Annotated in this window: 23 protein-coding genes; 10 read left to right on the top strand and 13 right to left on the bottom strand. The window is 60.3% G+C overall.

Going from position 1 to position 23102, the window contains the following annotated elements; genetic code table 11:
• Window positions 1-2: 2 nt before the first annotated feature.
• On the bottom strand, window positions 3-1220 hold the full coding sequence (locus ACT3TP_RS04570; protein ID WP_444619545.1) for an NRAMP family divalent metal transporter: 1218 nt from the start codon (window positions 1218-1220) through the stop codon (window positions 3-5).
• On the opposite strand from ACT3TP_RS04570, the gene ACT3TP_RS04565 reads away from it, so the two are divergent.
• A complete protein-coding gene (locus ACT3TP_RS04565) occupies window positions 1214-1471 on the top strand; it encodes a hypothetical protein (protein ID WP_444615645.1) in 258 nt (85 codons plus the stop codon). The two genes, ACT3TP_RS04570 and ACT3TP_RS04565, sit on opposite strands and share 7 nt — an antisense overlap.
• Here the strand turns inward: ACT3TP_RS04565 and ykgO are convergent.
• From ykgO to ACT3TP_RS04545, 4 genes are all read right to left on the bottom strand, one after another.
• Complete coding sequence (gene ykgO / locus ACT3TP_RS04560; protein ID WP_096289084.1) at window positions 1468-1590, bottom strand: type B 50S ribosomal protein L36; 123 nt, start codon at window positions 1588-1590, stop codon at window positions 1468-1470. The genes ACT3TP_RS04565 and ykgO overlap by 4 nt on opposite strands.
• Window positions 1587-2690, bottom strand: a complete 1104-nt coding sequence (locus ACT3TP_RS04555) for a GTP-binding protein (RefSeq protein WP_096289086.1) — start codon at window positions 2688-2690, stop codon at window positions 1587-1589. Before ACT3TP_RS04555 ends, ykgO begins: the two co-directional genes overlap by 4 nt.
• A gap of 121 nt (window positions 2691-2811) precedes the next feature.
• Window positions 2812-4482, bottom strand: a complete 1671-nt coding sequence (purH, locus tag ACT3TP_RS04550) for a bifunctional phosphoribosylaminoimidazolecarboxamide formyltransferase/IMP cyclohydrolase (protein WP_096289259.1) — start codon at window positions 4480-4482, stop codon at window positions 2812-2814.
• A 102-nt stretch (window positions 4483-4584) separates the two neighbouring features.
• Window positions 4585-5334 carry a DUF4303 domain-containing protein gene (locus ACT3TP_RS04545; RefSeq protein ID WP_444619543.1) on the bottom strand — a complete coding sequence of 250 codons (750 nt, stop codon included), beginning with the start codon at window positions 5332-5334 and terminating at the stop codon, window positions 4585-4587.
• A gap of 154 nt (window positions 5335-5488) precedes the next feature.
• Here ACT3TP_RS04545 and ACT3TP_RS04540 point away from each other — a divergent pair, with 154 nt between their 5' ends.
• On the top strand, window positions 5489-6826 hold the full coding sequence (locus ACT3TP_RS04540; RefSeq protein ID WP_444619541.1) for an MFS transporter: 1338 nt from the start codon (window positions 5489-5491) through the stop codon (window positions 6824-6826).
• 83 nt (window positions 6827-6909) lie between these two features.
• Entirely contained in the window at window positions 6910-7401 is a 492-nt protein-coding gene (locus ACT3TP_RS04535; protein WP_444619539.1) for a hypothetical protein, read from the top strand.
• On the opposite strand, the gene ACT3TP_RS04530 is transcribed toward ACT3TP_RS04535, so the two are convergent.
• The gene (locus ACT3TP_RS04530) at window positions 7384-8298 is read right to left on the bottom strand and encodes an N-acetylglucosamine kinase (RefSeq protein WP_444619537.1); all 915 of its coding nucleotides are present in this window, start codon (window positions 8296-8298) and stop codon (window positions 7384-7386) included. The genes ACT3TP_RS04535 and ACT3TP_RS04530 overlap by 18 nt on opposite strands.
• Window positions 8299-8518: 220 nt before the next feature.
• Here ACT3TP_RS04530 and ACT3TP_RS04525 point away from each other — a divergent pair, with 220 nt between their 5' ends.
• Entirely contained in the window at window positions 8519-11539 is a 3021-nt protein-coding gene (locus tag ACT3TP_RS04525; RefSeq protein WP_096289090.1) for an alpha-mannosidase, read from the top strand.
• 95 nt (window positions 11540-11634) lie between these two features.
• On the opposite strand, the gene ACT3TP_RS04520 is transcribed toward ACT3TP_RS04525, so the two are convergent.
• Window positions 11635-12153, bottom strand: a complete 519-nt coding sequence (locus tag ACT3TP_RS04520) for a COG4315 family predicted lipoprotein (RefSeq protein ID WP_444619535.1) — start codon at window positions 12151-12153, stop codon at window positions 11635-11637.
• Window positions 12154-12395: 242 nt separating this feature from the next.
• Here ACT3TP_RS04520 and ACT3TP_RS04515 point away from each other — a divergent pair, with 242 nt between their 5' ends.
• Window positions 12396-12899: a sigma-70 family RNA polymerase sigma factor gene (locus tag ACT3TP_RS04515; protein WP_105554230.1), complete on the top strand. Its 504-nt coding sequence runs from the start codon at window positions 12396-12398 to the stop codon at window positions 12897-12899.
• Window positions 12896-13564, top strand: coding sequence for an anti-sigma factor family protein (locus ACT3TP_RS04510; protein ID WP_444619533.1), 669 nt, complete (start codon window positions 12896-12898; stop codon window positions 13562-13564). The genes ACT3TP_RS04515 and ACT3TP_RS04510 overlap by 4 nt, the downstream gene beginning before the upstream one ends.
• Window positions 13565-13685: 121 nt before the next feature.
• Here the strand turns inward: ACT3TP_RS04510 and ACT3TP_RS04505 are convergent, their stop codons facing one another.
• Both ACT3TP_RS04505 and purN read right to left on the bottom strand, forming a co-directional pair.
• The gene (locus ACT3TP_RS04505) at window positions 13686-15200 is read right to left on the bottom strand and encodes an SDR family NAD(P)-dependent oxidoreductase (protein ID WP_444619531.1); all 1515 of its coding nucleotides are present in this window, start codon (window positions 15198-15200) and stop codon (window positions 13686-13688) included.
• Window positions 15201-15233: 33 nt separating this feature from the next.
• Window positions 15234-15803, bottom strand: a complete 570-nt coding sequence (purN, locus tag ACT3TP_RS04500; protein WP_444619529.1) for a phosphoribosylglycinamide formyltransferase — start codon at window positions 15801-15803, stop codon at window positions 15234-15236.
• Between the two features lie 128 nt (window positions 15804-15931).
• On the opposite strand from purN, the gene ACT3TP_RS04495 reads away from it, so the two are divergent.
• Together ACT3TP_RS04495 and ACT3TP_RS04490 are read left to right on the top strand one after the other, a co-directional pair.
• Window positions 15932-16453, top strand: coding sequence for a DinB family protein (locus ACT3TP_RS04495; protein ID WP_444619527.1), 522 nt, complete (start codon window positions 15932-15934; stop codon window positions 16451-16453).
• A gap of 108 nt (window positions 16454-16561) precedes the next feature.
• A complete protein-coding gene (locus tag ACT3TP_RS04490) occupies window positions 16562-17197 on the top strand; it encodes a hypothetical protein (protein WP_096289100.1) in 636 nt (211 codons plus the stop codon).
• 227 nt (window positions 17198-17424) lie between these two features.
• Here the strand turns inward: ACT3TP_RS04490 and ACT3TP_RS04485 are convergent, their stop codons facing one another.
• The 4 genes from ACT3TP_RS04485 to ACT3TP_RS04470 all read right to left on the bottom strand — a co-directional run bounded on the left by ACT3TP_RS04485 (window position 17425) and on the right by ACT3TP_RS04470 (window position 21237).
• On the bottom strand, window positions 17425-18756 hold the full coding sequence (locus tag ACT3TP_RS04485; protein WP_258134021.1) for a cell division protein PerM: 1332 nt from the start codon (window positions 18754-18756) through the stop codon (window positions 17425-17427).
• 60 nt (window positions 18757-18816) lie between these two features.
• Window positions 18817-19626 (bottom strand): aldolase/citrate lyase family protein, encoded by an 810-nt coding sequence (locus tag ACT3TP_RS04480; protein WP_105554180.1) that lies wholly within the window; start codon window positions 19624-19626, stop codon window positions 18817-18819.
• Window positions 19611-20396 carry a 2-oxo-hept-4-ene-1,7-dioate hydratase gene (hpaH, locus tag ACT3TP_RS04475; protein WP_096289106.1) on the bottom strand — a complete coding sequence of 262 codons (786 nt, stop codon included), beginning with the start codon at window positions 20394-20396 and terminating at the stop codon, window positions 19611-19613. Before hpaH ends, ACT3TP_RS04480 begins: the two co-directional genes overlap by 16 nt.
• Before the next feature lie 154 nt (window positions 20397-20550).
• A complete protein-coding gene (locus tag ACT3TP_RS04470; RefSeq protein WP_096289108.1) occupies window positions 20551-21237 on the bottom strand; it encodes a CE1759 family FMN reductase in 687 nt (228 codons plus the stop codon).
• A gap of 158 nt (window positions 21238-21395) precedes the next feature.
• Here ACT3TP_RS04470 and kynA point away from each other — a divergent pair, with 158 nt between their 5' ends.
• Window positions 21396-22265: a tryptophan 2,3-dioxygenase gene (gene kynA / locus ACT3TP_RS04465; protein WP_096289271.1), complete on the top strand. Its 870-nt coding sequence runs from the start codon at window positions 21396-21398 to the stop codon at window positions 22263-22265.
• Between the two features lie 130 nt (window positions 22266-22395).
• Window positions 22396-23097, top strand: coding sequence for a PaaX family transcriptional regulator (locus tag ACT3TP_RS04460; protein ID WP_176484311.1), 702 nt, complete (start codon window positions 22396-22398; stop codon window positions 23095-23097).
• Window positions 23098-23102: the final 5 nt, after the last annotated feature.

The following is a 23102-nucleotide window of genomic DNA, read 5'->3' as shown; positions in this document are numbered from 1 at the left end:
GCTCAGGCCCACATTTTTGACAGGCCAGTGAGCGACATCCATCCGAGGTAGATGGTCAAGAGCCAAGTCAGGGCGCCAATAATCAACAGCCATGCCGGGTACTTGTAGTCGTTCAGCAAGTCTCGGCGGCGCCAAGCTACCCACAACAGGACCGCAAAGCCAACGGGGAGGATCAAACCGTTGAAGGCGCCGGCGAAGATCAGCAAGGTCTGTGGTGCTTGGCCCAGGAATAGGTAGATTGCGGCGCATACGGCGATGAACGCCACGGTGATCAGATTTCGGGTGCGTTCTTTGGTCACCGATTTGGTGACGAAGGAAACCGAGGTGTAGGCGGCTCCGATAACGGACGTCAATGCGGCGGACCAGAGGATGACGCCGAAGGTGCGTAGTCCAATATCTCCGGCTGCTGCGCCGAAGGCCTCGGCGGCCTTGTTGTCGCTGGTCAAGGCCACACCTCCGGCAACGACGCCGAAGATGGCGAGGAACAGCAATACACGCATGACACCGGTGACGATGATGCTGACAACCGAGATGCGGCTAACGGCCTTGACATGCTCGACGCCCGAAGTGCCGGAGTCAATCATGCGGTGCGCACCGGCATAAGTAATGTAGCCACCGACGGTGCCGCCGATCAGCGTTGTAATGACCAAGAAATCTATGTTTTCCGGCATCACGGTGTTCTTCAGCGCTTCGCCAACCGGCGGGGCAGCAATGATTGCAACGTAGAGCATCAACAGGATCATGATCGCCCCGAGGAGTACCACGATCCGGTCCAGTGCCATGCCGGCTTTCTTCGATAGGAAGATGAGAATGGCGATTGCCGCTGAAATTGCGCCACCTATTTTTGGGTCAACGCCCATCATCGCGTTCATGCCAAGACCGGTGCCGGCAATATTGCCAATGTTGAAGACCATGCCACCGATAAATACCAGCGCTGCAAGGAGCCAGCCGACGCCGGGAAGCACCTTGTTGCCCAATTCCTGGGCGCGCATTCCGGAGACTCCGATAACTCGCCAGACGTTCAGCTGAACTGCGATGTCTACCAAGATCGAAACGACGATCGCGAAGGCGAAGGACGCTCCTAGCTTGACCGTAAATTCCGAGGTCTGGGTGATGAACCCCGGCCCGATTGCGCTTGTTGCCATGAGGAACATGGCGCCCATAAGGGCTGTGCGCCGTGCCCTACTGCTGAGCTGCGGCTGAGTCTCTGAATGTGCCATGGTTCCATCCATTACAGGTTGCGGTGACTGCGGTCACAAGTCTTGGTGACTCACAGAAGAATACAGGTTGTTCAACAATCTGCACAAGAGGTTGTTCAACAATCCTCTTCCCGGATTTTCCAGAGACCGCGATTGACCTGCAACTGCGTACCCAAACATTGGCACAAGAATTCTTAAAATACGACACCTCGACCCGCAAAAAAACAACTTCAGGGCTTTTGCGAGCCGAGGTGCCGCGCGAGCATGACTAGCCCTGACGCGCTTTCATCCTTGGATTCTTCTTGTTGATCACAAAGACCCTGCCGCGACGGCGGACCACTTGAGCACCGGGCACCTTCTTCAGTGCTCGGATTGAATTTCTAACCTTCATACGCTTTCACCTCTTCCCCATATATCCGACTCCTCCTGATCTGGCCCAGTTGCACTCGAAGCGCCATGCAGGGCCAGAAGCTGTTCATCGCTTAGTTCGCAGGATTCCAAAAGCGCCCTGACCTCAGCTTCACAATGCTCCGAGCCGGTCAATTCCAGATGAGTGCACGCGACGTCGCTTTCCCATGCCCCGGTTGATTCCATCCAGACCCGTGGCCCCGTACCGGTGAGCGCAACGCGTACTCCGGGGCAGCTTGCCATCCAGAGCGTCCCGCGAACGCACATGCAGGTTGCGACAACCTCCGGCAGCACCTCGCGGAAACGGTCGGCATCAAGTGGTCGCTCGACTCTGATGAGAATTTTTGAATCTGCAATCTCCGAAGCACCCGCACCCTGGGAGAAATGGCCGGGGCGAGACCTACGAAGGGCTTCGTGCTGGTCGTAATCGCCCAGAACAACTTCGCCTGCGCCTGAATTGAGCACCGCATGCGGCGCTAATTCCGCGATCAGCCTCGCCCCATGCTCGTATTGCTCACCGGAAGTTTTTAGATGCTCAGCCGATTCGCCAAGAAGCTCTACGCTCACCCCTTCAACGAGCATCAGGCTATCGGCCAGCGCGAGTTCGCGGATCAGGAACTCCCCTGCGGTTCGCTCATCATTTGGCATGGCGTTGAAGCCTGATTCCCACAGGGTCCGTCGATCCCAAAACTGGTCTTCCGTCGCGGCCGGGTCCAGCGCGAGGACCACGTGGTCGATTGTGACCCCACGCCCCGCAAGGTCGGAACGCACTATGTCCAAGACCTGATCACTATGCCAAGTAGCCGGCAGCAGTTGGATCACCACGGCATCTTCGCGCCCAGGTAGCAGGCGCAACAGCGTCGGGAGAATTTCAAAGCGCACAGCGCAGCCTATGCAGCCGTGCTCGAGTACGGATTCGGCGCGCTCGGTAGCATTATGCTTTCCTTCAACGCGGCGCAGAACGCGATTGCCCTCTAGCAGATCGTGGCCGATGACCAGCGCCTCGGGATATTTCCCAAGCAGTCGACTGACGGCGACATCTCGGCAGTGGACTTCCAAAGATGAGACAAAAATAAGCTTCATAAGGCTCGAGCTTACATGAGAATGATTCTCAATATAAATAACGAATACTTAGTGTTAACCGGCAGCGGGCCGCCAAATCATCAATGATTGATGATTTGACGGCCCGCACCGTGGAAATTTCCTAGTGGAAGAAGTGACGCGCTCCGGTGAAGTACATGGTGATGCCAGCAGCATTCGCCGCGGCGATAACTTCCTCATCACGAACCGAACCACCAGGCTGAACGACAGCCTTCACTCCGGCGTCAAGCAAGATCTGCAGGCCATCGGCGAACGGGAAGAACGCATCCGAGGCGGCAACGGCGCCTTCGGAACGTTGTTCAGAAGCGGAGCCGTCAACGTTTTCCGCGCCCCCGGCGGCATCTGCACCGGATTCAACCTTCACGCCGAGGGTGTTGGCGCGCTCGACCGCAAGCTTGCACGAGTCGACGCGGTTGACCTGGCCCATGCCGATACCCACGGCTGCACCGTCCTTGGCGATAAGAATTGCGTTCGACTTCGCCGCACGCACCGCACGCCAAGCGAAGGCAAGATCTGCCAGCGTCTTCTCGTCGGCAGCTGCGCCGGCTGCAAGGGTCCAGTTCGCCACGTCGTCACCGGCAGCAGTGATCTTGTCACTGGCCTGCACCAGCATGCCGCCGGAAACCTGACGGAACTCGTTTGCGTTGCGCGCGTAGCCCTCTGGCAATGCCAGCAGGCGGATGTTCTTCTTGGCCGAGAGGATCTCTACTGCTTCTGGTTCGAAGTCCGGTGCGATGACCACCTCGGTGAAGATGCCCTTGACCGTGTCGGCCATTGCTTTGGTCACCGTGCGGTTAGCGGCGATGACACCGCCGAAAGCCGACACCGGATCGGTGGCATGCGCCTTGGCATGGGCCTCGGCGATTGGATTGGCCGCCTCCGGGGAAGCGACCGCAACACCACAGGGGTTGGCGTGCTTGATCACTGCCACCGCGGGCTGCTCAAAATCGAAAGCGGCGCGCAGCGCCGCATCGGCATCCACGTAGTTGTTGTAGCTCATCGGCTTACCGTGCAGCTGGTCCGCCTGAGCGATACCGGCTGGGGCCGCTTCATCAACGTACAGGGCTGCCTGCTGGTGCGGGTTTTCACCGTAGCGCAGGGCTTCGGCACGCTGCAGGGCTACGCCTGCGTAGGCTGGCCAGTCGATAACACCGTCGCCGTCCTCGTCAAGGAACTGGCTGGCGGTCCAAGAAGCCACTGCGGTGTCGTATGCCGCGGTATGGGCGTAGGCCTTCGCTGCCAGACGCTGACGGGTCTTCAGATCGAAGCCGCCCTCTGCGGCGGCCTCGACGACCTTGGAGTAGAAGGTTGGGTCCACCACGATGGACACCGCTGCGTGGTTCTTCGCAGCCGAGCGGACCATGGCAGGTCCTCCGATATCGATCTGCTCGACAACCTCATCCTGGCTGGCTCCCGAGGCTACGGTCTGGACGAATGGGTAAAGGTTCACCACGACTAGATCGATCTGCTCGATATCCATGGCGGACAGGGTGTCCATATGTTCGCCCACGCGACGGTCGGCGAGGATGCCGCCGTGGATGCGCGGGTGCAGGGTTTTCACACGGCCATCGAGCATTTCCGGGGAGCCGGTTACCTGCTCTACCTCGGTGACTGGAATCCCTGCTGCCGCGATCTTCTTGGCGGTGGAACCGGTGGAGACCAACTGCACGCCAGCTTGGTGCAGTCCGGCGGCCAGTTCCTCCAGGCCAGTCTTGTCGTATACGGAAATCAAGGCGCGGCGGATGGCCACACGATCCAAGACGGTCTTACTCACGAAAATGCTCTCCCGGCGGTGAGATGAAAAGGGGCGGGCAACCAATGGTCGCCTTTCCTATTCTAGCGCCGGAAGCAGGCGATTCTTCAGTTCATGTCAGCGCTACTGAACTGGTTGCTCCAGCTGCGGGAAATGCTCGACGAGCTGCTGCGGTGTCAGGCAGAGTTCGAGCAGTTTTTCTGCATGATCGTCGTCGGCAACATAGGCGACCAAGTCGACTTTTGTCCGTTCGTTCAGCTCCTCACGCAATGACTGAGCGACGGCAACGAGGGTGTGATAATAACGCTTAATTGTGCTCTCCCACCCTTCGCGGGTAGCTAGATCCGTCATCGCATCTGACCAGATTTGCGCGGCCGGGTCTTGGCATAGATCGATTGCGGACCAATGCCAATCGCTCGGTTCCCACTTATCTGAGTAGAAACTGTCGCCGTCGTCTTCTTCGAGATCTGCCTCGATGGCGCTCAGGACGGCATCGAGATCTTCGCTGTCCTCGTCCGCGTCGGTCTCATCCGCGGAGTCTTGCAACTCATCCTCGGGTTCGGTGACATGCTCAACGCTGAGCTGCCCCTGAACCTCAGCGTCCGAACGATCCTCGTAGTTGTCGTCCTCGTCGAGATCTTCGCCGCGTTCCACCAGTAAGTCCCGAGATTCGCTTTGGCGATCGCGTTCGAGCGCTTCAACAGAATTTAATGCCAGTAGCGGCATAGCGATGTTCTCGCTCTCCGAGGTGCTGACCCCATGCAGAGCAATGGCATAGAAGTTCTGTTCCGGGTGTTCGGCAATCACTTCCGCCGCGTGTCGAAGGGCAGCCACCCGTATCGCCTCTTCGAGAGCGGTCCAATCTACTCCCATGACCAGAGAATACTCCCTTCTGGCCACGCGCAACAGGCCTTGACGAAGCCGTGCAAAAGGCGTAATGAGGTGCGCTGAAGCTACAGGTTTCGGTATGCTTCGACGCGAAGCGTGCCGCACTTTATGTGGCCAATCCAAGGAAAGGCCAACGACAGTGTCAACTGCCACACTCCCCTCCGGCACGCACATTGTGCAGGAGCTGCCCTTCAAATGGAAGGTGCAAGGCACCATCTTCATCATTGGCGGGCTGGGCTTCATGTTTGATGCCTGGGACGTGACCCTGAACGGTGCGCTCATCCCGTTGGTGGCCGCCGAATGGGGCCTGGACCGCCCCACAGCCGCGTTGCTTGGAACCTCTAACCTGGTGGGCATGGCGCTTGGCGCTTTCCTATGGGGTGGAATCGCGGACAAATACGGTCGCAAGAACGCCTTCTCACTCACCTTGCTGATGTTTTCGATATTCACCGTGCTTGGCGCGCTCTCCCCTAACTTTGGTTTCTTTGTCGCCTTCCGCTTCCTTGCAGGAGTAGGTCTGGGAGGCTGCATTCCGGTGGACTACGCCCTGGTTGGCGAATTCACCCCGGCAAAACTGCGCGGACGGGTGCTCACGGCAATGGATGGCTGGTGGCCCATCGGCGCGGCACTGTCCTTCTTCGTTTCCGGGTGGGTTATGGCCACTGCCGAGAACTGGCGCTTGATTCTCGCGGTGATGATCCTTCCGGCCTTCATGGTGTTTCTGGTGCGTTTGAAGATGCCCGAATCCCCGCTGTTCCTGGCGGCCAAGGGACGCGAGGTCGAAGCCCGACAAGTCATCGATGAATTGGTGCAGCGCACCGGTGCCGCACCTCGGGACTATGTCATCGAGGCGGCCCCATCTGGCAAGGGACCACGCTGGTGGGAGCAGGTCGTGGAGCTGTGGCGCTACTCGGCCAAGCTGACGGCAACCAGCTGGCTGTTGTTCGTCACCGTCTTGCTCGTCTACTATCTGGCATTGACTTGGCTTCCCACCATCTTGACCGAGGCCGGCATGGCGCAGTCCGCCTCGTTTTTCGCCACCGCGGTGATGGCCCTGATGGGTCTGGTCGGTGTGCTGATCGCCGCCTTGCTCGTAGAGCGAGTGGGCCGCAAATGGCTGCTCGGCATCTCCGCGCCACTGGCGGGGATCGTGCTGATCGTGGTCGCAGTCAGCCTGGATGCACCGGCCACCGCGGTGGCCTGGATTCTGGTGTTCGGTGTTGTGGTCCAGGTGGCGATTCCGGTGTTGTATGCCTACGTCTCCGAGCTGTACCCGACCGAACTGCGCGCCAGTGGCTTCGGCTGGGCCTCAACCATGTCCCGCTTTGCCGCGGGCTTTGGTCCGTTGCTCTTCGCCGCGCTATGGCCGATCGTCGGACTGCCCTGGCTCTTCGCCGGGGCTACCTTCTTGGTGATCCTCGCGGTGTTGTTCATGGCCCGCTTCGCCCCGGAGACCCGCGGGCGCGACCTCCACTAGGAACCGCGTAAGCCAAAGGGAGCATGAATACTTCGCGGTGAACGAGGCGACTATTTCCTTGCTTGCCGAGGTATCGTGGGCTCATGCTTAGGCTTGGAACTGTGCGGCCGCTCGGCGTCACGCACCGGGTAGCATTCCCGCTGATTTTCGCGGGCGCCCTGGCTGGAACGCTGGCCTCCTGCAGCGCGGCCACATCGCCGGATTCGGCCTGCATGCCGCCGGAATTTTCGCTGTCCCAGGGGACCGCGCAGCGCGGAGAACCGGTGCAAATTTCGGCACCAGATGCGGATTGCGACCCTCGTTACGGACCCCAAGCCCAGGTGGAAATCAGCATCACCGATGTGCAAGGCAACGAAGTCATCCACACCACCGAATCCATGGGCGATGCCGGGAAGTTCAGCTACACCTTCGAAGTGCCGCAGGACATGGAACTTGGCAAGGCGGCTATCAGCGCCTTTCCGCACGCGGTGGACTGGTGCGATGACACCGGGGTGAACAACCGGATTTACGGCGGGCTGGCTATCGCTCGCGCTTCGTGCAGCATCCCTGTGAAAACCTTAGAGATCATCCGCTAGGCCGGCAAGGAATGCCGCCCCGTGCACCGGGCTTCGGGCCAAGAAGCGAAGGTCCTCGAAACCTTCGGCGGCCAGTGCCGCGCGGAGGCGCTCTTGATAAATGGGCTGGTGCTCGATTACCCCACCGCCGAGCACCACGGGAGCGGAGATTCCCAGCTGGCCGGCGACAACGCATACCTTGGTCACCACAAAGGTGATCGCCCGCTGAAGAATTTCTTCGGCCGCAGCATCCCCCGACGCAATAGCTTGGAAAACTAGCGGTGCGCACCGGGCCCAGTATTCACGCGAACTTCGCTTGTGGAAGAGCCCAATGAGCTCTTCGGGATTCGCGCACTCGACATGTTCCAGCAACGACGAGGTCAGAGCCGACTCGCGCCGACCTCGGTTGAACTCATCCAGGGCGTGGCGTACCGCCTCACGGCCAAACCAGTAACCCGCTGCTTCGTCTCCCAGCAGGTAACCCCATCCCCCGTACCGTGCGGTCTGCCCGGCGGAATTCAGACCCCAAATCGCTGACCCGGTTCCCAGAATGACCGCGATCCCCAGGTCAGATTGCCCGGCGGCCAGGATCAGCCGCGTATCGTGCACCACCCTGACCTCAGCATCCGGAACAAACGGTTCGATGAGTTTGCGCAGCGCCAGGCTATCGGCGTCGGTGTCGATCCCTCCGGCACCTGCAATCACCAAATCAACCTGCGGTTCGCCGAGTTCCGCGAACGCTTCGCGTAGCGCCTGCCGGGCTTCATCCAGGCTGACGTTTTGCACGTTGGCGCTGCCGGTGCGAACCTCTGCAACGATCTGGTCGTCCAGGTAGCGCACCGCGTGCGTTTTTGTTCCACCGATATCGAGCGCGATCAGTCGAAGCGGTACTGATTCACTTGCGTGCGTCGATTCCATGGTGACCTTTGTCTGCCGTCTCTTCGGGCTCTTACCCGGCTTTAGCTTTTCATCGCGCTTGCCCAATGGCCGAGCAAGCAGCCAAACCACCTGCACAGAACGCGATCTTGCAGAACCGTCCACGTGAGAGCGCGGTGGAGAGCTCAACCATTCCGCTTATTGGATAGTCTAAAAGCAAGCTTACTGTTCTCAAGGAACCCTTGTTCCGAGAAAGGCATTCATGCATGATGACATCTCGCTGACCACCGGACGCGTCAAACGCGTCCTCAATGAACGAATCCTTCCCTCGGTGTATTCGGATTCTGTCCCGCTGGAGGTGTCGTGGCATGAGCTGCCAGGTGAACCGATCCCCGCCGTGGAAGGTATTGCCCTTGACTACACGCCGACCCAGGTCGGCGGCGCGTGGGGTGCCGCTTGGGGTACCACCTGGTTCAGGCTTCGCGGACAGATCCCAGAAAGTTGGGCCGGACGCCGCGTGGAGGCGGTCATTGATCTAGGCTTCGATGCCAACATGACCGGGTTCCAGTGCGAAGGGCTGATTTACCGTCCCGACGGGATTACCATCAAGGCGCTGAACCCGCGCAATCAATGGGTTCCGGTCAGCGAGTCAGCCGAAGGCGGTGAACAACTCGAGCTCTTCTTGGAGGCAGCTTCCAATCCGGTGCTCCTGGATTATCACCCGTTCTTGCCCACCGAGCAGGGAGATATCCTTACTTCGTCCCCGCGCAAGCTCTACACCACTCGCCGCATGGATTTAGCGGTCTTCGAACCGGTCGTCCATGATCTGGTCCTCGACCTTGAAGTGCTGCTGGATCTGCAAGCCGAGCTGCCCGACGGTCCACGGCGCATGCAGATTCTGCAGGCGCTGGATAACTCAATGGACGTGCTGGACCTGCAGCGCATCGTTGACACCGCGCAGGCCGCACGCGACCGTCTTTCCCAGGTGCTCGCCGCCCCGGCGGAACACAGCGCCCATCAGATTTCGGCGATCGGCCACTCGCATATCGACTCCGCCTGGTTGTGGCCACTGCGCGAAACCATCCGTAAGGTCTCACGCACCTGTTCCTCCATGGTGGAACTGCTGGATTACGATGATGAGTTCCTCTACGGAATGTCCAGCGCTCAACAATACGCCTGGCTGAAGGAACACCGCCCCGAAGTGTGGGACCGTGTGAAAAAGGCGGTGGCCGACGGCCGTTTCCTCCCCCTAGGGGGCATGTGGGTCGAATCGGACACGGTGATGCCTTCCGGGGAGTCGCTGGTCCGTCAATTCCTCTATGGACAGAAGTTCTTCCGCGACGAATTCGGGATCACCTCGGCCGGAGTGTGGCTTCCGGATTCCTTCGGCTACTCCCCCGCGCTGCCGCAGCTGATGCGCCGGGCAGGCTTTGAATGGTTCTTCACCCAAAAGATCTCCTGGAACCAGCAGAATAAATTCCCGCACCACTCATTCTTGTGGGAGGGAATCGACGGATCGCGAATATTCAGCCACTTCCCCTCCATGGATACCTACAACTCGCAGCTTTCCGGCGAGGAAGTCGCCAAGGCTTCCCGACAATTCCGCGAGTCACGGCTGACCAACAATTCGATCGCCCCGGTGGGCTGGGGCGACGGTGGCGGCGGAACCACGCGCGAGATGACCGGCAAGGCACGCCGCCTGGCAAACCTTGAAGGCAGCGCCACGGTGAAGTGGGAACATCCCAACGACTTCTTCGACCGCGCCCAGCAGGAGTTGCCAAGCCCGCCGGTCTGGGTGGGCGAACTCTATCTTGAGCTTCACCGCGCCACGCTCACCAGCCAGCACCAGACCAAACAGGGGAACCGGCGCACCGAGCAGCTGCTGGTAGAAGCCGAACTATGGGCGGCCACCGCCGCCATCTATGCCGGCGCCGAATACCCCTACGAGCGGATCGACGCGCTATGGCAGACGGTATTGCTGCACCAGTTCCACGACATCCTTCCGGGTACCTCGATCGCCTGGGTGCACCGCGAGGTGGTGGCCCGGTACGGGCAGGTCATCGAGGAAGCAGAAGCGCTCATTGGCGCAGCGCAGCAAACGCTCGCCGGAACGGGCACGACGTCGCTGACCTTCAACGGCGCAGCCTTTGCCCGTGCGGGCATACCCTTCGGGGCCGCCGGCGAAATTTGCGCAGCCGAACACGAGGCGGTGCAGATCGCCGAGCATGAGGGCGGATACCTGCTGGAGAACGCTCTGGTGCGGATTTTCGTCACCGCCGAGGGTCTGGTGAGCTCCGCAATCGATGTGGCTACCGGCCGGGAAACCATCGCTCCGGGGCAGGTGGCGAACCTATTGCAGCTGCATCAGGACTTCCCGAATATGTGGGATGCCTGGGACGTGGACAAGTACTACCGCAATCAGGTCACCGACCTGCGCGCGGTGGACTCGATGGAGCTTTCCCGTGAAGCGGATGGAAGCGTGACGCTGGAAATTCTGCGCAGCTTCTCGAATTCCAAGATCGAACAACAGCTCGTTCTAGCTCCTGGCTCCCGGACCCTGCAGATCAAGCAGAGCACCGACTGGCATGAGGCGGAGAAGTTCCTCAAGGTCTCCTTCCCGCTGGATATTCGTGCGGAGCATACGATCGCTGAGACGCAGTTCGGCTACCACCAACGAGTCACCCACGTGAACACCAGTTGGGAGGCTGCAAAGTTTGAAACCTCCATGCACCGCTTCGTGCTCGCGCAGGAGCCCGGCTTCGGTGCGGCACTGATCAACGATTCCATCTATGGCTTCGATGTCACCCGCGACTCCACCGAGGCCGGCATCTCCACCACCTTGCGCTTGTCGCTCTTGCGCGCTCCGCGGTTCCCGGACCCGGAAACCGACCAGGGGCGCCAGACCCACCGCTACGGTTTGGTCATCGGTGCGGATATCGCCTCGGCGACCGAGGCCGGAGCCTTGCTGAACAGCGCCGAGCGGGTCATCCAGGGTGCCACGCCGGTGGCTCCGCTGGTCACCCTCGACGGCGAAGGACTGGTGGTTTCCAGCGTGAAGCTTGCCTCCGATCGCTCCGGCGACCTGGTAGTTCGGGTCTACGAGTCGCTGGGACGGCGAGCGCGCGGCAGCTTGAAAATCAACGCAAAAATCGCGGCGGCGAGTACCGTGAGCCTGCTGGAAGATGCGCTCCCCGAGGACGGCCCCGAGGTGGCAGACGCTGAGGTGCGCCTTGCCTTGGGCGCCTTCGAGGTGCGCACGGTTCGCTTCGGCTTGGCCAGCTAGCCGGCTGCAGGCAAGGGGCCCCTGGTCCACGCGCTGTCTCGCGTGGACCAGGTACCCCTTGACGCTCCGTGAGTCGACCGCAGTATCCGGCGCCGCTACTGGATCATCGTCCCGTCGGGTGCGACCGCGTACCAGACTTCGTTGACCCCTTGGCCGGCAACATCACCCGCTTTGCTGTCACTGATGAAGGTGTACAGCGGCATTCCGTTGAGCGTCAGATGCATTTCGCCCTCGGGACTGGTGATAGTTCCAACTTCGCCGGTGACTCCCTCCAGGGTCGGGGTGTCGCTGGTGGTTGTGGCGATCGGCCAATTGGCCAGGCACTCGCCGGTGCAGGCGCTGGTCGTGGTGCCGGCCGTGTCGTTGGTGAAGTAGTACAGGGTCATGCCGTTCGCGTCCACCACGACATCACCCAAACTCGTGAAAGCAACACCCAAGTCAACGCCCGCAGCGGTGTCCATCGGCGCTTCGGAGGTGCTCTTCGGCCCGCCGTACATGCCGCCACCGCTGTCGTCGCCGCTGCCCGCGCCGCCACCGCAACCGGCAAGCAGCAAGGCCGCGCCAAACAACGCCGCGGCGGGAGCAGCAAAATTCCTGCGGCTGATCGTATTCATGATGCATTCCTTTCATCGGACGGGCTGAACGCTCTGGCCCCGGCCAAGCCCGAAACCAGGCGAGGCCATTGAGCAGAGTTGCCCGCAAACTGCCCTCAATGTCTAAGACGCAGAGAAATGTGTTCTGGTTCATGTTTTTGCAAATTTTTCTGCGCATACTTGGAATGTGTATGAACCATTTTCCGTACCGGCGCGTCTTAGTGGGTGAAGCTTTGCCCTCACGACGACTGACCGGAGCGAAGGTGCCATTAGACGCACAGGTAGTCTCCGACATCTACCGCGAGCATGGAGAGGCTCTGCGGCGCTTTGCCTTGCGTGTCGCGGACAATCGGGACGAGGCCGAAGATGTGGTGCAGGAGACCGTGCTAAAAGTTTGGAAAGCTGCGCCGGTATTGACCGGCTCGCTGCGCAGTTACCTGTTTGCGACGGCGCGCAATGTGATTATCGATCGGCACCGCCGGGCAGCTGCCCGAATCTCGGCCCTGCCCTTGGGCGAAACCGAACCGGAAGCCAGCGACTCCTCACGGGAAATATCCGAGGCCTTGGACCGGATACTGATGGAAGAAGCGCTCATGCGCTTGAGCTTCGAACACCGCAAGGTAGTTTTGCATCTGCATTATTTCGGTTCCACGGTGGCGCAGGCAGCACAGGATCTTGGTATCCCGGAGGGCACAGTGAAATCGCGGGCCTACTACGCGATGCGTTCCCTGCGCGGGATCTTAGAGGAGATGGGGGTTGGGCAGTGAACGAGCACCTTGATCTTGGAGCGTATGTGCTCGGCGGGCTGAGCCCTGATGAGCGGGCGGCCTTCGAATTGCACCTGTCCGGATGCTTGGAATGCCAACAGGAAATGGCTGCCTTCGCTCCCGTGGCCAGCCGTTTAGGTTCGGTGGACGCGGGCACTGCCCGGACCTTGCTGGAGCCGCGCCCCACCGAACCAGAGGCGAGGGACGAGGTTGATTTGCTGGACTCCTTGCGTGCCCGGCGTCGCTCGCGGCGCCTGATTCAACGTTCGGCGATCGCGGTCGCGGTCGCAGCTTCGGTGGCCGCCGGAGTCTTCCTGGCCCCGGTAGTGCGCCCGTCCCCAGCGCCGGATGCCAGCTATGAGGTTGTTGGCCTCACCGGGCAACAGGTCGGTCTGGGGCTGAACGCAAAGGCCTGGGGCACCGAACTCCGATTCGAAGGTAGCGGCCTTCCCACCCAGGGCACGCTGTCGCTCTGGGTGGTCGATTCCACCGGCGCGGTGGACCAGGCTGGCGCTTGGAGCGCCACGACAACGGGCAAGACCCAGATGACCGGCGCAGTACCAGTGCAGCTGGAGGAGATTGCCTCGATTCAGTTGCGCGACGTCGATTCGAAGGTTCTCGCCGAGCTGCACTTGCCTGCGCATCCCGCACCGCAGCCAAGCTAGCTGCTAGCGGTCCGCAGCCCGTGATCCTGCCATCCGGTTGGCCCCGGCCAGCGTGGCGGGAAAGAATTCAGCCGCTCCCGGTACGACCCTCGCTCAGCCCGCGATGTGGCCGGCGAACTTCCTACCAAGGAGATGGCTCGTAGTCCTTGAGGAAGCAGCCGTAGAGGTCGATGCCGCGTTCCCCGTCGACGATCGGCTGGTAGACCCGGGCCGCCCCGTCGATCAGGTCCAGCGGCGCGTGCCAGCCCTCGGCGACCATGCGGACCTTGGAGTCATGCGGGCGCTCGTCGGTGATCCATCCGGTGTCCACCGCGGACATCAGGATCCGGTCGGTGACCAGCATTTCCTCGGCGCTGGTGCGGGTGAGCATATTCAGCGAGGCCTTGGCCATATTGGTGTGCGGGTGCCCGGCGCCCTTGTAGCGCCGGGAGAACTGGCCCTCCATGGCCGAGACGTTCACGATGTACTTCCGGTGCGCGTCCGAGGCCGCCAGCGCCGGGCGCAGCCGCGAGGCGAGCAGGAACGGGGCGGTGACGTTGCACAGCTGCACCTCGAGCATTTCCAGCGCATCGACATCCCCCAGGATCTGCGTCCAGGAGTTTTCGGTGACCACGTCGGGCACCAGCCCGCCGGCGTCGATCGCGGTGCCGGTGGCAATTTTTTCCAGGGTAGCCGAACCCGCGGTCATCGCTAGTTCGGCGAGCGCCTGCGCATCGTATTGCGCATGGGCTGCCGGTGCCAGCAGGGCTGAATCTTCGAGCCGGAACGCGCTGGCCAGCGCCTTAGGGTGTTCTGCCGGCGGATTGGCCTCGCCCCACAGCTCCGGTCCGCCGCGCACGAATTCGAGCTCAGCTGGAAGTTGCTGATGCTCGGCTTCGATCAGATGCTGGTAGGAATTGGTGGTGCGCCGCACCGTCTGGGCGGCGTTATTGATCAGGATGTCAAGCGGTCCTTCGGCGGCGACGCGGTCGGCCAGCGAGATCACCTGAGCGGGGTCGCGCAGGTCGATTCCGACGATGCGCAGCCGGTGCATCCAGTCCGCCGAGTCTTCGATCGCGGCGAAGCGCCGGACCGCGTCGCGCGGGAAACGCGTGGTGATGGTGGTGTGGGCGCCGTCGCGCAGCAGGCGCAGCGCGATATGCATCCCGATCTTTGCCCGGCCACCGGTGAGCAGCGCGCGTCTTCCGCTGAGGTCTGCGCGGGCCTCTCGGCGTTCGCGGCCCTGCGCGGCACAGGCAGGGCAGAGGTAATGATGGAAGGCATCGACCGTGGTGTAGCGCTGCTTGCAGATGTAGCAGCCGCGCGGGCGCAGGTATTCACCTGCGCTTTGCTCCTCGGCGGAGGAACTCAGATCCAGACCCAGGGTTTCGTCATCCAAGCGGTGTGGCGAGCCGGTGGCGGTGCGTTCGATGACCGCCCGGTCTGCCGCGGTGATTTCGGCGCGCTTCTGGGATTTGCGGTGGCGTTTGGCGGCCTTGAACATGTTGCTGGTGGCACGGCGGACGGCGATATGCCGCTCATCCTCGCTGGGAAGCAGGTGCACCATGCCCAAAACCTTCAGGGCGGTTTCGAGTTCGGCTTCGGTAAAGCGGGCGTCATCGCCGGTGGGCTCTGCCGGGTATGGATGTTCAGTCATGTCGCCATCCAGTCTACTTTGTGCCGTTGCCGGCTACTTGCCCGTTGCCAGATCTGCCAAGGTATTTATCAGCAGGCGGCGTTCGACCAGCTTGATGCGTTCGTGCAGGGTTTCTTCGGTATCCTCGTCGAGGACTGCCACGGCTTCTTGACGCAGGATCGGGCCGGTGTCCACCCCGGCGTCGGCGATGTGCACCGTGCAGCCGGTGACCTTGACTCCATAGGCCAAGGCGTCCCGCACGCCGTGGGCTCCCGGGAAGGATGGAAGCAGGGCCGGGTGCGTGTTGATGTACGTGCCGTCGAAAGCATTGATGAATTCCTCGCCGACAATGCGCATGAAGCCGGAGGAAACCACAAAGTCGGGCCGGTAGGACAGGCACTTTTCGGTGAGCGCATGATTCCACTGCCCGCGGTCGGCGTAGTCCTTGAAATTGACCACGAAGGTTTCGATGCCGGCGGCCGCCGAACGCTCGACTCCGTAGGTTCCGTGTTTGTCCGCACCGACTGCGGCAATCTCTACATGAGGCAATTCGCCGGTTGCCACGGCGTCGATGACCGACTGGAGGTTCGAACCGGTTCCGGAAACAAGTACAACAATGCGCATACAAGCTATTCTACGGTTCCTTCGGCGTGCGGCTTTCGTCGCCGTCGGCAGGTGAAGTAACTGTGCTCACAATTGCTGGCGCTCTGCGCCTAGACTGGGCAGAAGCGCAACCAGCAAGGGAGCAAGCCATGACCGAGATCATTCCGGATGACAAAAACTGGACCTTCGTCCTGGAATCCGTCTGCACCGAATGCCATCACGACGTGCGGAACGTGTCTCCGGCAGATGTCATCGAGCAGCTCCCCCAGCTCATCGACCGCTACCTGCTGGTACTGCACCGCCCGCAGGCGCAGGAGCGCACCAACCCGGCGCGCTGGAGCGATCAAGAATATGTGGTTCACGTAGCCGAGATGCTGGTGACGATGACCCGCCGCTTGGAGCTTATGACCACACAGGATGATCCGACCTTCCCCAACTGGGACCAGGACCAGGCGGCCGAAAAAGGAAATTACAACCAGTTCGAAGTGGATGAGGCGGCAGCACGATTGCGGGCCGCGGCCTCGCTTTATGGCAGCAAGCTGAGCCGCATCGACGGCGCCGACTACGGCCGCAAGGGGTTGCGCTCCAACGGTTCGTCCTTCACTGTGGCTACCTTGAACCAGTACGCTTGGCACGATGTACTGCACCATATTTGGGATCTGAAGGCCTAGCACCCTGCTAGGCATATTTATTTCAACCGCTTTTTTGCCCCGCGGATCTCCTTGATTAGACTGCTTGATAAGCACGCCAAATCCTCACAGTTCAAGGACCGCAAGAGTATGAAGAATCATCACGCCGGCAAGGTATTGGTCTTGGCTCTCCTCGGGCTGTTCATGCTTTCGGCCTGCAGTGCCGATACCGCGTCCGAAGAAACTACCGCCCCGGTTCCGGACGCAACCGAACTAATGCCGGTGTTGAGCGAAGAAGCTGGAGACGCAGACCGGCTACCGGAGGGTTTCGAGACTTCCGAGGCCTACACCGCCGAAGCGCTGAGGATGTTGGCGCAGTCGAGTTATGGCGACCATTTTGTGGCCGAAGGCGTCAACGGCGAGCTCTGCTTGATCACCGTGGCCGCACCAAAAGAGCAAGGCATGGAACCCGAAGTCGCCGCCTCAACCTGTCCACCGGTCGAGCATGTGGCCGAGAACGGTATCCTGCTAGCGGTAACCGGCGGCGAGTCGAGTTTCGACGTGGTGACATTCCTGTTGCCACCGGATATTTCAGAGCAAACCGCCACCGAGACGATCAACAAGCTAGTACCGAATAATCACACCGACCTTCGTCCTGCGGTGGAAATCCTCAGCAATGATTCGGCCGTCTTGCTTGTCATGACTTCAGAGACTTCTCAGGAACTGGGCGATTTCCAGCTTCCCCGCCCGAATGGTGATTCGCTGACGATACGGCCATTGGATTAAAGCAAAAACGAACACCTTGGAATCTCAGATGCAATGATCTACGCTGAAACGCCAAAGTGCTCGACAGTTGATTCGGTCCATACGCGGGTGCGCCACCACCGCAGCGCTGTGCAAAAAGATCGCATGCTTTTCTGCGCCTCTCGCCCCGCTGGCTACAAGGCCCAACCAACTCGGAGGCCGGTTGCCCTTCGCTGAATTGAATGCGAACCTGAGGTTGCTGGGGTTTTCTATCCTTCTAGTACGGGATCAGTTTCGAACAAGGGGGCAACCAGATAGCCGATCGCGGTACCCAAACCAATTTGCAGCGCCAACGCGCCGGCGGTGATCCACATATGCGGGCCCAACTCGGTCAGCCGGCCAACGGCCAAGGAACCCGAAGATAACCATGAACCGCTCAAGCTCACGAGACCGGCGACTATTCCGGTGAAGATTGAAAGGCACATGGTGGACAGGCCAAGGGAGAGAATTGTAAAAGGGATGCGGCGGGCAAACCAATCTTCCAGATGGTTTTCTCCCACACGAAGGAAGTACCAGCCAGCAACGATTCCGGCAACTACCGGGAGCAAGAGAAATAGCCATTGATTTCCCGCTTCGCCCGAGGGCAATGCCGCGAAGAGCGGCATGGACGGCAGCGGACCCACGGTGGTTTCCAACGTTGAAAGCGTGCTTCCGGCGCCGATGCTAAAACCGCCACCGCTAATCCAAGACAGCACCCAAAATACCGCATTCGGGATCAGCCCCAGCTGCAGCAGGGTCAGCGCAAAGGAACCGATGGGGCCCGGACGCAGCTCCTGGTAAATATTTGCTACATCGGCCCAGTGCAATCCCACGGTCACACTCATCAAGATGCCGGAAATAGCTACGGCGGCCATATATCCGATGAAACCGGCCACGATGACGTGCCATACATAGGATCCGGCCCAACGCCGATGTGGCGAGACACGCGATATATGTGCCGCAACGTCGACGCCGATGAGCCTGCCCCAGGTACCGGCTTCCCGGCGTGCGCCAAAGATCAGTCCGATGAAGGCGATGATCAGCGGGATAAAGGTCGCCGGCACGACGTCTGCCCTCGCGTATGCGTTACTCGCCAGGAAGGCCATGCCGGTGCCGATGGCACCATAGGTAATGAATGCCCCTGCAAGGCCTTGCCACAACTGGTCGGTGTATGAGGCCCTCGCGATTCGCCGCCCTGCGCGCCAGCAGAAAATGAATGGCAGCAAGCTCAAGCCCAAGGGCAAAAGTGTCAACCACCCGGAGGCCGAGCTGGGATCTGCCTCCGGTCCGAGGTTCATGACTTCTAGCGGAACCCCGTGAATCAATAGCCACAGCAGGCCGCCAAATTGCAGGATCGTTTCAAAGGATTCTTCGAGGAACCCACCGCTGAAATACACCGCAACCAGGGGCACGATCAGCAGCGCCATGCAGAACACGACAGATTGCACAATCTCGAACACACCCTGCAGGGCAAGGGGCATTGGCCATCCGTTGCGCAAGCGCAGCATCACGGCTTTCATGGGTTTCTTTTCGCGGCTCATCATCTTCAATGGTGCCACCATTGCCGCCGCCCACCGAGAAGCGACGCGCAACGGCAACCCATCAGGTCATCGGACCGGAAGCTAGTAACTTGCCGGAGCAGCTGCCTGTCCATCGTCCTTAAAGCTCGCGGCCAATGCCTCCGTGGCCCGGGCAAGCAAGGCAACGTCGGCACCGACACCCACATAATCGGCGCCGGCTTCGATGTACTTTCGCGCAGTTGCCTGATCGAAGGCATTCACTCCGGCATATTTGCCGGCGGCTTTTGCTGCCTCGATGGACTGCAGCACGCCGGAGACCACATCCGGGTGGCCTTGCTGACCGATCACGCCCATTGATGCTGCCAGATCCGAGGGGCCGATAAAGATCCCATCGACACCTTCGGTGCCAACGATCTGGGCGACGTTTGACACCGCCTCAGCCGACTCGATCTGCACCATCACGGTGATCGTATCGCCTGCACGATTAAGGTAGTCGGGAATTCGGTTCCAGCGCGCCGATCGCGCCAGCGCCGAGCCGACACCGCGCACGCCAAGCGGCGGATAGTTGCATGCGGCGACCGCGCTAGCCGCTTGCTGGGCATCGTTGACCATCGGAATGATCAGCGACTGCACGCCCAGATCCAAGAACTGCTTGATAACGACCGGGTCGTTGACCGGCGGGCGCACTACCGGGATGGTGGAATAGCCGCGCACCGCTTGGAGCTGCGCCAAGATGTTCTGCAGGTCATTGGGTGAATGCTCGGCATCGATGAATAGCCAGTCAAAGCCTGCGCCCGCGCAGATCTCTGCGTTGAGCGCCGAGGCGGAGCAGACCCAGATGCCGGTGAGCGCATGGTCTGCCTCGCGCAGCGCGTCCTTGAGCGACGGGTCGGGTTCTACTCGAAATGACATGTCACGGTTCCCATCGGTCCGTAGTCCGCAAAGACCGTGTCGCCCTTGTCCACCGGCATGGGACGGGTGAATGAGCCGGCCAGGATGATCTCCCCGGCGTTGAGCTTGTCCCCGTGCGGAGCGATTTTATTCGCCAACCAGTACACTCCAGCGGCCGGGTGGTTTAGCACGCCCGCTGCGACCCCGGTCTCTTCGATGGTCTGGTTCTTGAACAGGATGCCCGAGACCCAACGCAGGTCGATGGCATCCGGCTTCATCGGTGTGCCACCGATGACCATGGCACCCATCGCGGCGTTGTCGCTAATGGTGTCGACGATGCTGCGGCCCTTCATCTCAATGCGGGAGTCTAGGATCTCCAGGGCCGGAATCACATATTCGGTGGCCTCCAGCACGTCAAAAATATTCGCGTTTGGGCCTTCGATATCTTTCTTCAGTTTAAAAGCGAGTTCCATCTCCACTCGTGGGAACGTGTATTGATCCCAGTTGAAGGTGCACCCGGTGTCCAGCACCATATCTTCGAAAATGATGCCGTAGTCAGGTTCGGTGATTCCGGTCGCCATCTGCATGGCGCGCGAGGTCAAGCCGATCTTCCTGCCTGCCAAGACACGGCCGTTGGCTTCGCTGCGCTGGCGCCACAGGTTTTGCACCCGGTAGGAGTCCTCGACGGTCATTTCCGGGTAGCGTGCGGTCAGGAGCGGCACGGGCGTACGGGTAGCGCCTGCCTCGACAAGTTCATCGGCAATCGCCGTGATAATTTCCTCGGATAGCATCGACGGCTACACCTTTCGCATTCGAATTAAATCTACATGGGCTTTGTGGATGACATAGCTCACAAGTAAATATGCTATCGAGCTTCAAGGCTTCTGGCACATCGTACTAACATCCGCCGCCCGCAACGTCCGGAGGCAACGGCTAGATCGTGGATCAGCTTTTGCTCCCCTGGATGTTCGCCAGTAGGGCTTCGAACGGAAGTGTGGTTAGCGGGTCGTTGGGGTTTGCCGTGTCGCTGACCGATGGAGCAATCGAGCGCGTATCCGCCAGATCGGTATCGGCTTGGAGGTTTCCTCCATCCGCGGCAAGGGCCACAATGACCTCGCGAGCCACCCGCCGGGTGCGTTCGGCCAGGGTCCCGGCAAGGCCCTCGCCGCCAAAATCTTCCGAAGCGGCAAAAACGGTAGTAGGCATGATCTGCGTACGCAGGTAGGAGAAGATCGGTCGCATGGCGTAGTCCACGGCAAGTTGATGGCGCTGCGAGCCGGCAGTTGCAGCCAAAACTACCGGCTTTCCGTCCAGCGACCTCGGATCCAGGATGTCGATAAAGGATTTGAACAGTCCCGAAATCGAGGCCGAAAAGACCGGAGTGACAGCCACCAGTACGTCGGAATTCACAACCGCATCCACGACTTCCTGCAGCGCAGGTGGAGCGAACCCGGTAAGCATGTTATTCACGATGTCCTGCGCAAATTCACGCAATTCTACGTTGAGTACGTCGGCTTGGACTCCTGCACCGGCCAGTTCCGCTGCGACGCTTTCACCGATCTGGCGCCCGAGCAGCGAGGTGCTCGAAGGGTTGCCCAGTCCGCCGGAGATGACCACGATTGATTTGCTCATTATTCCCATCCTGAATCCAAATTTTATATGCGTATGCATGTAATAACGGGCGGGCGGTTGATCCTATTCCCGCCCCGGCGCGAATGCCCCTGCAGCTCATCTTGGGAACTTGTTTTCATTATTGTGACGGTCGCAAAGATATTGATACGATGATCTTTATGAGCAATGACCATGCAGAGTCCAAGAATCAGCGCGACATCGAGTCCGGCGTTCGCACCGATTTCCGAAATGCCATGTCGTACGGAAGCTACCTGGATTTGGAACGCATCCTTTCGGCCCAGCACCCGGTCAGCGTCCCAGAGCATCACGACGAAATGCTGTTCATTATTCAGCACCAGACCAGCGAACTCTGGCTGAAGCTGATGCTGCATGAACTGCTCGAAGCTCGCCGGCTGATCGACTCGGACGACCTCGGCAAGGCCCTGAAATGCCTCGCTCGTGTGAAACATATCCAGAAAACCCTCACCGAGCAGTGGTCTGTTCTCGCAACGCTCACACCACGCGAATACGCGCAGTTCCGTGGTTTCCTCGGCTCATCCTCGGGTTTTCAGTCATTCCAATACCGTGCGGTGGAGTTTATCCTCGGCAACAAGCACGAAGGCATGCTCAAGGTGCACGAATCAGACCCGAAGGCACACGAAACGCTCACCGAGCTACTGCACGAACCAACACTTTACGACGCCTTCCTCGCTGCGCTTTCGCGCAAGGGCTACCAGATCTCCTCAGAAATCCTCGAACGCGATGTCACCAAGCCCTGGGAATTCCAAGCGTCGCTAGTGCCAATCTTCAAGGAAATCTACGAGTCCGAAGATACCGTGTGGAATCTCTACCAGGCCTGTGAAGACCTAGTGGATCTGGAAGACAACTTCCAAGCTTGGCGCTTCCGCCACTTGCGCGTGGTGCAACGAACCATCGGCTTCAAATCCGGGACCGGCGGCTCATCAGGCGTCAGCTTCCTGAAACGCGCACTGGACCTGACCTTCTTCCCCGAGCTCTTTGCGGTGCGTACAGAAATTGGCTCCGACTAGCCCCCTTGCCGCATTCGCCCTTGATGATTTCGAGTCTAGGACCGGTAGCGCGGCGTCGGTGGTACGCACCATTGCCGGCCTCTACCTGCGCCATGAGACAACGCCGGTTCCACGTCCCCGAATCATTGAGATGGCTCGAGCGGCAGGGGTGTCGACTCCCGCAGCACAGACCGCTGTTTCGCGGCTCATCGACCGCGGTGTACTGGAAACCGCGGGGCCTGCGGCACTTTCGGTGACCACGCCCGCTATGGCGATGTTTGCCCGCGGCAATAGGCGTATTTTCACTCCGCGTTGCATGGAACATTCCGATCGTTGGGTCCTTGTCGCTTTTTCCTTGCCGGAAGCCCTGCGCGCCACCCGGCATCAGCTGCGCAAACATTTCGTCCAGTTAGGTGGAGGCCTCGTCTCGGCTGGCCTGTGGATCTTCCCCGAATATTTGCAATCCGAGGTCTTGGAAGTCCTGGGAGCCTTGGACGCGAGGAACTACGCCACGCTTTTCATTTCGGAGACATTCGACCACCCGGGATCGGCCCGTGAAGCCTCCGCACAGTGGTGGGACTTGGACAAATTGGCCAAACTCCACCGCTCTTTTCTTGCTGCCACGGCGGGACTCGACGCGACGTCGATAGACGCTGAAGATGCCTATCTCGGCTATGTCGTGCTCATTGATGCGTGGCGAGCCATCCCGTACCTTGATCCGGGTCTCCCCGAACAGATGCTCCCCGATAACTGGCCTGGCCAAGCAAGCCGGGAGCGGTTCGTGGAAATTTCGGCCGCCTTCAAAGACCGGGCTGCGGCACATGCCGAGCACCTGCTGCGCTTGGCGGGCTGAAATCC

The sequence above is a fragment of the Glutamicibacter sp. AOP38-B1-38 genome (genome assembly GCF_052377485.1).
GTDB lineage: Bacteria > Actinomycetota > Actinomycetes > Actinomycetales > Micrococcaceae > Glutamicibacter.
Note: the sequence above shows the minus strand (reverse complement) of the source record. Positions and strands in the feature narration are given on the sequence as shown.